This window comes from Streptomyces sp. NPDC037290, assembly GCF_055603245.1.
This window is the reverse complement of the sequence record NZ_JBVJVZ010000009.1, coordinates 239,494-249,472: the sequence shown is the minus strand read 5'-3', so window position 1 is coordinate 249,472 and position 9,979 is coordinate 239,494. Positions and strand designations below refer to the sequence as shown.

Genomic DNA, 9,979 nt, shown 5'->3' with positions numbered 1-9,979 from the left:
TGGCCGGCCCGCCCGAGAAACAGGGCAGCCGGTCGCGCGGCACGGCTCGGTCACCGGTGCGGTCACCGAGCACGGCACCCCCCTACCGCGCCCCGCCCCGGTGACGCCGCGGCCCTGAGCCCTCCCCTGGAGCCGTGTGCCGACGTGCCGGTGCGGGTGAGATGTACGACGGTATTGATGATTGAACCCGAAAGGCAAGCCCTGAGGGCTGCCTCACGATTTTGTTGGTTTGGCCGTTACACAACTTTGGTCGGTGTTGCTCGGTCTTGTGGTCGTTTTTCGGAAATTCGTTCCCGAAGCAGGACCGCGACCAGCAACAGCACGCTCAGTGCGGTCATGGCGATCACCCCGCCGCGGACCGACCAGCGGTGGACCGCGAGCATGCCTTGGGCGACCAGCATGTTGACGACGACCGAGCCCGCAAGTGCGCAGAGCGCCCGGCCGAACGGATCCAGCCCGCGCAGGGCCGCGGCGAGCGCCACGGCCGGCGCCACGAGCAGGAAGAACAGCGCGCACGGGCCGCGCAGTACGGAGGTGGAGTCGACGAGCGCGAGCAGCGCGCCGACGCCACCGATGGCGGTCGTCGCCCCCGCGAGCAGCGGTGACAGGGCCCTCCCCGGCCCGGTCCCCACTGCGCCGGTGTCCTCGGCGCCGCCGTCTGATGAAGGTGACTTGATACCTAAGGTCTGCATTGGCGACTTTGCCCCCCGACGCGCCGGATGCCGGGCTTCACTGTGGCGCGGCGGGAGGGGGGTCGTCAAGAAGGCGATTGTCGAACCGTCAACAGGCTTGGCATGCACACGCAATAGATGAGCGGTGAATGTCTCGCGTTGATCCTGTTGAGACCCGAATAGTCTTGGCATGAACACTTCCCGTCAACACGCGTAGTTGCTACGACAGTTGTGGCAGAGATCCTGCTAAAGGGAGGTTCCATGAGACGTTCCCGACTTACCGGATTCGTTGCCTCGCTCCTCCTCGCCGCCGGCCTCGGTCTCACCGGGGCCGCCTCGGCGCAGGCGTCCTCGACGGCGGCGACCGGCGGCTACGTGGCCCTCGGCGACTCGTACTCCTCGGGAGTCGGCGCCGGCAGCTACATCAGCTCCAGCGGCGGCTGCGACCGCAGCACCAAGGCGTACCCCTACCTGTGGAACGCCGCCCACAGCCCGTCCTCGTTCGCCTTCAACGCCTGCTCCGGCGCCACGACGGACGACGTCCTCGCGAACCAGCTCGGCTCGCTGAACTCCTCCACCTCACTGGTGTCCCTCACCATCGGCGGCAACGACGCCGGCTTCTCCGACGTCATGACGACCTGTGTGATCCAGTCCGACAGCGCCTGCATCGACCGCATCAACACCGCCAAGGCGTACGTCGACTCCACGCTCCCCGGCAAGCTGGACACCGTCTACAACGCGATCAGCGCCAAGGCACCGAACGCCCGGGTGGTCGTGCTCAGCTACCCCCGCTTCTACCTGCTCGGCCAGACCTGCCTCGGGCTCTCCGACACCAAGCGGTCCGCGATCAACGGCGCGGCCGACTACATCGACGCCGCCATCCAGAAGCGGGTCCAGGCCCACGGCTTCGTCTTCGGCGACATCCGCACCGCGTTCTCCAGCCATGAGATCTGCTCCGGCGACTCCTGGCTGCACAGCGTCAACTGGCTCGACATCGGCGAGTCGTACCACCCGACCGCGGCCGGTCACTCCGGCGGCTACCTGCCGGTGTTCACGAACAACGCGTGACCCGAACGGGCTCGCCCCTCAGGGTGAACTCCGCGGTGAGCCCGACGCCGAAGCGGAGGCCCCGTCCGACGGGGTCTCCGTCGCCGTCTGCGTACAGCTCACCGAGAACGGGACGGCCTCTGAAGTGGTCCGCACGGGACCGCGCACCTTCACACTGATCTGGTCCCGGGTCGTACCGCTGCCGGAGTCCACCGCCAGGGTCACCCGCACCCGCCGGGTCTTCCCGCCGCCGTCCGGGAAGGACAGCGTGTGCCAGCCGGGATCCGACACCGAGCCGCGCGTCGTCACCCACCGGTACTCCACCTGCGCGGGCAGCCGCCCCACCGTGAACGTCGCCGTGAAGGCGGGCGTCTGCGCGGCCGGCGGCGGACAGCTCCCGGAGTACGTCGTGTGCGCACCGGCCAGGGTGACGTCCACGGACTGCGCCGGCTGGGTGCTCGACGACGTACTGCTGCGCGCGGCCGGCGGTGGCCCGGTGCCCGACCCGGTGCCGCTGTGCGCGGTCGGCGTGTGCGCGCTCCCGCTCGGCCGGCCGCCGCCCTCGGTCCCCTGACCGCCGCCGTCGCCGCGGTTCAGCAGCGCGTACGTCAGCCCCGCCAGCGCGAGCAGGACCGCGAGGACCCCGGCCACCAGCACCGCACCCGCACGCCGGGAGCGCTCCGGCGTCCCGGACCCCGTGGTGCCGTACAGGGGCGCCGGCGGAGTGGGGGAGGGCCGCGGGGACGGCTGACCGCCCCGGCCCGCGCCCGTCGGTTCGCCGTACGGCGGCACCGGCATCGGGGCCGTACGGCGCGTTCCTCCCCCGGAGGGGGCACCTCCGGCCGCGACGATCCGCAGCTCGTGTTCCGCCCGCTCGGCGTCCAGCCGCTCCGCGGGGTCCTTGCGCAACAGCCCCTCGATGACCGGAGCGAGCGCCCCGGCCCGGCGCGGCGGCGGCAGCTCCTCGTCCACCACCGCACGCAGGGTGCTCAGCGGGGTGTCGTACCGGAACGGCGAGACGCCCTCCACTGCCGCGTAGAGCAGCACCCCGAGCGACCACAGATCCGACTCCGGCCCCGGCGTCCGCCCCAACGCCCGCTCCGGGGCGAGGAATTCGGGCGAGCCGACCACCTCGCCGGTCATGGTCAGCGCGGAGCTGCCCTCGACCGTGGCGATCCCGAAGTCGGTCAGTACGACCCGGCCGTCGTCGGCCAGCAGTACGTTGGCCGGCTTCACGTCCCGGTGCAGCACCCCGGCGCCGTGCGCGGCGCGCAGCGCGGCCAGCACCTCGGCACCGATGTGCGCGGCCCGCTGCGGCGGCAGCGGACCCTCGGCCTCCAGCTGGTCGGCGAGCGACAGCCCGCGCACCAGCTCCATCACGATCCACGGCCGGCCGGCCTCCAGCGCCACGTCGTACACCATGACGACATTGCGGTTGGCGACCCGCGCGGCCGCCCATGCCTCACGCTCCAGACGCGCGTACATCCGCTCCACGTCGGAGGCCGGCAGCCCGGCCGGGGCCCGCACCTCCTTGACGGCCACCTCGCGCTGCAGCACCTCGTCCCGGGCGCGCCACACGGTGCCCATGCCGCCCTCGCCCAGCGGGGACAGCAGACGGTAGCGGCCCGCGATCACACGTTCGCGGCCCGGTTCTTCGGACACGGGCGCCCCCCAGGCAAGTCGCGTGACGTCTCCCAAAGTAGCTCAGCCGAACGCGGATGCGGCCCCCCTGAGCACCAATCCGGCACCCAGGGCCAGGACCACCAGCGCGGACGCGAGCGGCACGGACCGGCGCACCAGCGTGGCCACCGGGTGGGCGGTCCAGCGCGGGCGCCGCTCCAGCACCCGGCTCATCCCCGAGCCCAGCCGGACCACGGCGAACCCGGCGGCCGTGAGCGTCAGCGCGAGCCCGGCACCGTAGGCCACGACCAGCAGCAGCCCGAACCAGGCCTTCCCGAGCGCGGCGGCGCCGACGAGGACGACCACGGCGGACGGACTGGGCACCAGCCCACCGGCGAAGCCGAGCAGGAGCGTGCCGCGCAGGGTGGGGGCGATGGGGTGGGAGTGGGTATGGCCGCCGTGCGTGTGGGTGTGCGTGTGGGGGTGTTCCCCGTGTGTGTGCTCACCATGGCTGTGCTCACCGTGTGTGTGCTCAGCATGGGTGTGCTCAGCATGGGTGTGCTCACCGTGGTGAGGGTGGTGATGGTGGTGGTCGGAACCATGGGGGGTGTGCACATGCCCGTGGGCGCGGTTGCGCCACGTCCGCCGTACGAGGTTGGCGCCGGCCGCCAGCACCAGGGCGCCGCTCGCGAGGCCCAGCCAGGCGATCACCGAGGGCGCGGCGGCCGAACCGGCCGTGACGAGCAGGCCCAGGGCGACCACGCCGAGGGTGTGGGTCACCGTGACCGAGGCGGCGAGCGGCAGCACGTCCCGCGGGCGGGCCCGGCCACCGCGCGCCGCCGCCGTCGCGGCCATCAGGGTCTTGCCGTGGCCCGGCGCGAGTGCGTGCATCGCGCCGAGGACGACCGCGACGAGCAGCGCCAGCGCGGCGAAGCCGACGGTGAGGTCCCGCCGGGCCACGAGGTCGTCCAGTGCGCGGGTCCAGCGGTCGGCGCCCCGCGGCAGGATGGCGGCGCCCGGCTCCTGCCGCCGCTCCTCGGTGAGGGCCGGGCCGCCGGGACGCACCCGCACGGACGCGGCGGTGGTGTCGGCGGGCGAGGACAGCAGGTCCTTCGGATACGTGGTCAGCTCGTGCGAGACCGACGCCCTCGGTACGTCCGTCGCGGTCAGCGTCATGCGGTCGCCGCGCGCGGTGATCTCCCGCCAGCCCGGCCCGGACCAGTTCGTCGCGCTGCGGAAGCCGAGGGCCACCGAGCCGGTCCGGGGCAGCGACGCGGTCCAACGGCACTCGATGCGCAAGGTGTTGAGGCCGGCCTGTCCGGGGCGCAGGGCGGCCTTGGCGGCCCGCACCGTGAGGGGGACCCGGTGCCCGCCCACCGTCGCCTCGCTGCCGAGCGCGGCCCGGGTGCAGCGCTGCCGGGCCCACCGCGTCATGCCCAGCCGCTCGATGTCCGGCCTGGCCTGGGTCGCCGGGATCTCGGCGAGGTCCTCCACGTGGTCGACGCGGAGCTGTCCCGGGGCGGCGACCAGGCCGTCGTAGCGGTTGACGGTGAAGTTCCCGAGCGGATGCGCGTCCGCCGTGCCGGCCGGCAGCAGCGCGAGCGCGCCCACCGCGAGGAGCAGGAAGGGGAGGCGGAGCTTCACTTGGTGGCCTCCAGCGCCTTGCGGGCCCGGGCCGCGCCGAGCGGCGAGAAGCCGGGGTTCAGGCTGAGGGCGGAGGTGAGGGAGGTGCGGCCGGCCGTGCGGTGACCCGTGGCCAGCTCGATCACGCCGCGGTGGTACCGGAAGGCGGCGTTGCGGTAGCCGGTGGCGGTGGCCCGGCGGGCGTACGGCAGGGCCTCGGCGTCGCGGCCGTTGACGTGCAGCGCCCAGGCCAGGGCGTCCGCGGTGTGCACGGTGTGCCGGCGGGCCCACTCGGCGCGGGCCGCACGCAGGGCTGCCGCCCTGTCGCCGTGGTCGGCGGCGGCCAGCGCGGTGTCGAGGTCGGCGTTGACACCGTTGGCACGGGCCAGCGCGATCCAGGCGTCCACGAGGGCGTACTGCCGACGCGCCCTGTCCCGGTCGCCGGCGCCGCCCCGCGCCTCGTACAGCTCGCCCAGTTCGACGAGCGGACCCGGCAGGGGATACCGGGACACCACCGTCTCCATCCCCTTGATCGCCGCCGCGCGGTCGCCGCTCGCCGCCTGCGCCCGGGCCCGGCCCTCCAGCGCCGGGAGGTAGGTGTCGTCGGCCGCGAGGGCGCGCGCGTAGTGACGCAGGGCGGTCTTGTAGTCGCCCTGGTTCCACGCGAGCTGGCCCAGCTGGGCGGCCACGTACGCGATGTCGCCGGGTGACGTGGCGCCGGCCAGCGCCTGCTCCAGGACCCGGCGCGCCGTCGTCACATCGCCGCGCAGCTCGTGCACGTACGCGTACCGCGTGAAGACCGGTACCCCCGGCTTGCGGGCGTCGGCTGTCCCGGCCGCCTTCGACGCGTCCGCGTACCGGCCGAGTTCGACCAGGGCGTCGATACGGGAGGACAGCGCGCGCTCGCTGTACGGGTTCTGCCGCAGCGCGTCGTCGGCGTAGGTCAGGGCGTCCTTGAAGTCGTGCCGGGCGGCGGCGAGGGCGGCGCGGCCCGCCAGCGCGGGGTCGTTGGCCGGGGCCAGCGCGAGGGACCGCCGCAGTGCCTTGTCCGCCTGGGGATAGCGGGAGGGATCGCCCTTGGTCCGTGCCTGCTCGACGTAGGCCAGGCCCAGGGTCGCCCAACTCCCGGAGTCCTTGGGCTGGGTGCGCAGATGCGTCTGGAGCGCGGCGATGCTCGCGTCCAGGTCACCGCCGCCGAGGACACCCGGGTCCACGGCGGCGGAGGCGACCGGCACGCCGGCGGGCGCACGGTCCGCGCCCATGGCGATCGCCCCGCCGGTCAACGCGACCGCCAACAGGGCTGCGCAGCCGACCAGTTGGGCGGCCCGCCAGCGCCGCCCGGCAGCGGCGAACCGCCGGAGGGAGACCGCGCGCTCATCGGAGCCGTGGGCCGAAGCCGCGCCGGAGTTGGGCGTCGCGTGGCCTGTGCCGTCGGCCGTGGGGTCGTCGGCGTCGGGTGGAACGGGCCCGGTGCGGCCGACCGGGGGCTTCTCGAGGGCGGGCGGCAGTGGCCGGTGGCGTGGGGACGGGGGCGGCGCTGCCGCTGGGCCGTGCTCGCGACCGTCAGCCGGCGCCTCCTGGGAGCGGGGGCTCGCGCCCTCGGTCCCCGTCCCGGACGCGGCGTCGGCTGCGGCGCCGGCCGCCGTGGGGCGTGCCGCCGTCGCCTCCTGGTCCGGGTTCCCCCGGCGTTCGCCGGCCTCGTCGTCGTTCGTACGCGGAGACATGACCTCTCCTCGGTCGCCTGGTGCTGGTCGGAAGGGGAAGGCGCGGCCCGCCGTGGGGGAAGGGATACGGGCCGCGCCGGTCCGGGGTGGGTGCCGGGGTCAGTACGGGCGCCGCATGCGCCGGCGCCACCAGCCGACGGCGGTGCCGAGCAGCAGGATCCCGGCCGCGCCCGAGGCCGCCGACGCGGCGATCAGCACGGTGTTGCCGGAACCGGAGCCGCCGGAGGCCCCGGCGGGCTGGAGGGCGTCGCCCAGCTGGCTGCGTACGTCCGTGCCCGCGGTCGTGCCCTTGGCGAGCGGGCCGCGCGAACCGGAGGTGGGTTCCGCGACGTACGGGAAGTGGTTCTCGAAGCCCTTGTCGTTCTTGTCCACCGCGTCGCCCAGGTCGTTCTTCGAGCCGACCAGTTCCCCCTCGACGACCTGCAGCGCCTCGTCGATCACGTCGTCGGTGAGCCGGCGCCCGTTCGGGAAGCCCGCGTTGTCGCCGTCCAGGACGCCCAGCCGCTTGGGATGCATGCTCGGCTTGATGGAGGTGTTCAGGCGCAGCTCCTCCGAAGGACGCACGTTCGGGGGCTGGTTGAGGCCCTTGACGCCCTTCAGGAAGACGTCGACCAGGTCGTTGCGCGGCTCACCGGGTGCCTTGATCTTGTAGATCGACTCGATGAGCTTGGGCAGTTCGGGGTTGGTGACGTTCTTCAGGAACTGCGCGTCGTAGGCGGGCTGCGACGCGTTGAATTTGTCCTTGTCCTTCTGCGGGTTGACCACCTCGTTGACCAGGGGGTTGCCCAGGCGCGAGACCTGTGTGTAGTACCCCTGCGCGTTGCGGCGCTGGGTGGTGGACCAGATGCCGACGACCGGCTGCCCGGCCGACTGGCGGATCAGGTCGGTCGGCACCTGCAGGGCGATGGTGTTGACGTTGTAGCCCTTCAGGGTGTCCCGGCCGACCTCGCTGAGGTTGCCGCCGTACAGCAGGTCGAAGACCCGCAGGTCCGCGAAGAACGGGTCGTCCGCCTGCCCGGCGAAGGTCGTGGCGCCGCCCGCCGCCTTGTAGACGGCCTGGTCGCGCAGCTTGCCGTAGTACGGCATGGACGCCTTGCCGACGTTCGACGGCGCCACCGGCACGTCGTCCGCGACCTTCGTCTTCGACATCGCGTGCCCGTTCTTGAGCCGCAGCAGATCGATGTCGTACGTCTGCGTGATGTTGAGGTCGGGATCCGCCAGGTTGGTGACGGGCCCCGTGTTGTACAGGAAGGTGTTCCCGTTCTTCGTGTGGGTCGTGAAGGTGTAGCGGAACACCAGGTCGTCCTGCGCGTCACCGTTGCTGTCGACGTGGATGTCGTACTGGGCGTCGTCGGCGAACGTGTAGAAGTTCGGTCCGCCCGCCGGCTCCTCGAAGGGGATCCAGTTGGCCACGATCGTCGTGGTGTCGGGCTTGTCCGGGCTGACGAACGCGTACAGGTCGGTGTTGTCGTACTGCGCGGTGCCCGAGATCAGCGGGGCCTCCCGGTGGGATGAGGCGGAGGCCGCCCCGGGTGCCAGCGCGGCGACGCCGGCGGCGGTGAGCCCCCCGGCGGCCAGCGCACCGCAGATGAGCGTGACCAGGCCGGTGCGTCCCGTGCCGCTCCTGGAGAAGAGAGGTGTCATGCCGTCCGTCCTCAGTGCCGACTTGCCTTTGACGGACGGGTATACGGAGCGGAACCGCGGATCGGATTGGTCGGCCGGAGAAAAACTTTTGGGCTCTTCCCGACCCGCGTTTTCGGCCCGCTGATCCGTATCACCCGCGGGAGGTGTGCGTACGTGCGGATGCGTGGAGTACGCGGAAGGGCCGGCTGCGGCCACGGACAGGGGGCCCGCATGCAGGCGGACGAGTTGCTGGTGCTCGTCGCGGGCGGCGACCAGAGGGCGTTCGAGGATCTGTACGCACTGGTGTCCGGGCCGGTGTACGGACTCGTACGACGGGTGGTGCGCGACCCCGCCCAGTCCGAGGAGGTCGCCCAGGAGGTGCTGCTCGAGATGTGGCGCTCGGCCACCCGGTACGACCCCGGCCGGGGCAGCGCGCTGTCCTGGATCCTCACCCTCGCCCACCGCCGTGCCGTCGACCGGGTGCGCAGCGCCCGCGCGGCCGGTGAACGCGAGCAGCGGGAGGCCCTGCGCGCCGGGGAACCCGCGTTCGACCAGGTCGCCGAGGAGGTCGAGGCCGGCATGGAGCGCGAGTGGGTGCGCCGCTGTCTGCGCCGGCTCACGGACCTGCAACGCCAGTCCGTGACGCTCGCCTACTACGACGGCTACACCTACCGTGAGGTGGCCGAGCGGCTCTCGCTGCCGCTCGGCACGGTCAAGACGCGGATGCGCGACGGGCTCACCCGGCTCCGCGAGTGCCTGGGAGGCGCCGCATGAGCATCCTCGGCAGGCTGCTGGGCCGTGCGGACCTGCACTCCCTCGCCGCGCCCTACGCGCTCGACGCCCTCGATCCGGGCGAGCGGCGCAGGTTCGCGAAACACCTGCACAACTGCGAGCGCTGCGCGGCCGAGGTGCGGGACCTCGCCGAGGACGCCGTGCGACTCGCCTGGTCCACGGCGGCGCCCGCGCCCGCCGCCCTGCGCGCGCGGGTGCTGGCCGCCGTGCGCACGACCCCGCAGGAGCCGGCCGCCGCGGGCCGGGAGCGCACGCCTCAGCTGCCGCCGCACGTCTGGGGCACCCAGCCGCCGCCGGGCCGCACCCGTACGCCCCGCACGCGCCCCCTGTTCATGCCGCTCGCCACGGCCACCGCGGCGGCGGCCCTCGTCGTCGCCTCCCTCTTCGCCGTCCAGGCGCACCGCACCCAGGACCGGCTGGACGCGGAGCAGTCCCGGGCACGTGAGATCGCCCACGTTCTGGCCGCGCCCGACGCCCGCGCCACGACCGGCAAGGACGCTCGGGGCCGCGGTATCGGAGTGATCGCTTCCGCCTCGGAGCGGGAAGCCGTCGTCACCCTCAGCGGATACGGAAACCCGCCCGGCGGCCGCGTCCACCAGCTCTGGCTCATGCGCCCCCGCGCCGAGCCGCGCTCCCTCGGGCTCTTCGCGGGCGACACGCCCTTGGTCGCGAAGGGGCTCGACACCTCCTCGACGTCACTCGCCGTAACCGTCGAGCCTGACGGAGGATCAGTGCAGCCGACCGGCCAGCCCATTGTCCAACTCGCCCTGGAATCGGTCGGATTCGGAGAGTAGTCAAAGAAGGATGGTCAACCGCCTTGCAGGGAAGGTGAATCCTGTGGCCGAGATACCCGCGTGCCCCCCTGGGGCGATAGGGTTA

At 73.0% G+C, this 9,979-nt stretch carries 8 protein-coding genes; 3 read left to right on the top strand and 5 right to left on the bottom strand.

What is annotated here, in order from left to right; all coding sequences use genetic code 11:
• Positions 1–236: 236 nt before the first annotated feature.
• Positions 237–632 (bottom strand): hypothetical protein, encoded by a 396-nt coding sequence (locus tag ACZ7HQ_RS29115; RefSeq protein WP_470995956.1) that lies wholly within the window; start codon positions 630–632, stop codon positions 237–239.
• A gap of 300 nt (positions 633–932) precedes the next feature.
• On the opposite strand from ACZ7HQ_RS29115, the gene ACZ7HQ_RS29110 reads away from it, so the two are divergent.
• The gene (locus ACZ7HQ_RS29110; RefSeq protein ID WP_470995953.1) at positions 933–1,739 is read left to right on the top strand and encodes an SGNH/GDSL hydrolase family protein; all 807 of its coding nucleotides are present in this window, start codon (positions 933–935) and stop codon (positions 1,737–1,739) included.
• Positions 1,740–1,757: 18 nt separating this feature from the next.
• On the opposite strand, the gene ACZ7HQ_RS29105 is transcribed toward ACZ7HQ_RS29110, so the two are convergent.
• From ACZ7HQ_RS29105 to ACZ7HQ_RS29090, 4 genes are all read right to left on the bottom strand, one after another.
• Positions 1,758–3,380, bottom strand: a complete 1,623-nt coding sequence (locus ACZ7HQ_RS29105) for a serine/threonine-protein kinase (protein ID WP_470995951.1) — start codon at positions 3,378–3,380, stop codon at positions 1,758–1,760.
• A gap of 42 nt (positions 3,381–3,422) precedes the next feature.
• Entirely contained in the window at positions 3,423–4,982 is a 1,560-nt protein-coding gene (locus tag ACZ7HQ_RS29100; RefSeq protein WP_470995948.1) for a HoxN/HupN/NixA family nickel/cobalt transporter, read from the bottom strand.
• Positions 4,979–6,685, bottom strand: a complete 1,707-nt coding sequence (locus tag ACZ7HQ_RS29095; RefSeq protein WP_470995946.1) for a tetratricopeptide repeat protein — start codon at positions 6,683–6,685, stop codon at positions 4,979–4,981. The genes ACZ7HQ_RS29100 and ACZ7HQ_RS29095 overlap by 4 nt, the downstream gene beginning before the upstream one ends.
• A gap of 99 nt (positions 6,686–6,784) precedes the next feature.
• Positions 6,785–8,329: a DUF4331 domain-containing protein gene (locus ACZ7HQ_RS29090; RefSeq protein ID WP_470995943.1), complete on the bottom strand. Its 1,545-nt coding sequence runs from the start codon at positions 8,327–8,329 to the stop codon at positions 6,785–6,787.
• 210 nt (positions 8,330–8,539) lie between these two features.
• Here ACZ7HQ_RS29090 and ACZ7HQ_RS29085 point away from each other — a divergent pair, with 210 nt between their 5' ends.
• The gene (locus ACZ7HQ_RS29085) at positions 8,540–9,082 is read left to right on the top strand and encodes a sigma-70 family RNA polymerase sigma factor (protein ID WP_470995940.1); all 543 of its coding nucleotides are present in this window, start codon (positions 8,540–8,542) and stop codon (positions 9,080–9,082) included.
• Positions 9,079–9,894 carry an anti-sigma factor gene (locus ACZ7HQ_RS29080; RefSeq protein WP_470995937.1) on the top strand — a complete coding sequence of 272 codons (816 nt, stop codon included), beginning with the start codon at positions 9,079–9,081 and terminating at the stop codon, positions 9,892–9,894. The genes ACZ7HQ_RS29085 and ACZ7HQ_RS29080 overlap by 4 nt, the downstream gene beginning before the upstream one ends.
• Positions 9,895–9,979 lie beyond the last annotated feature (85 nt).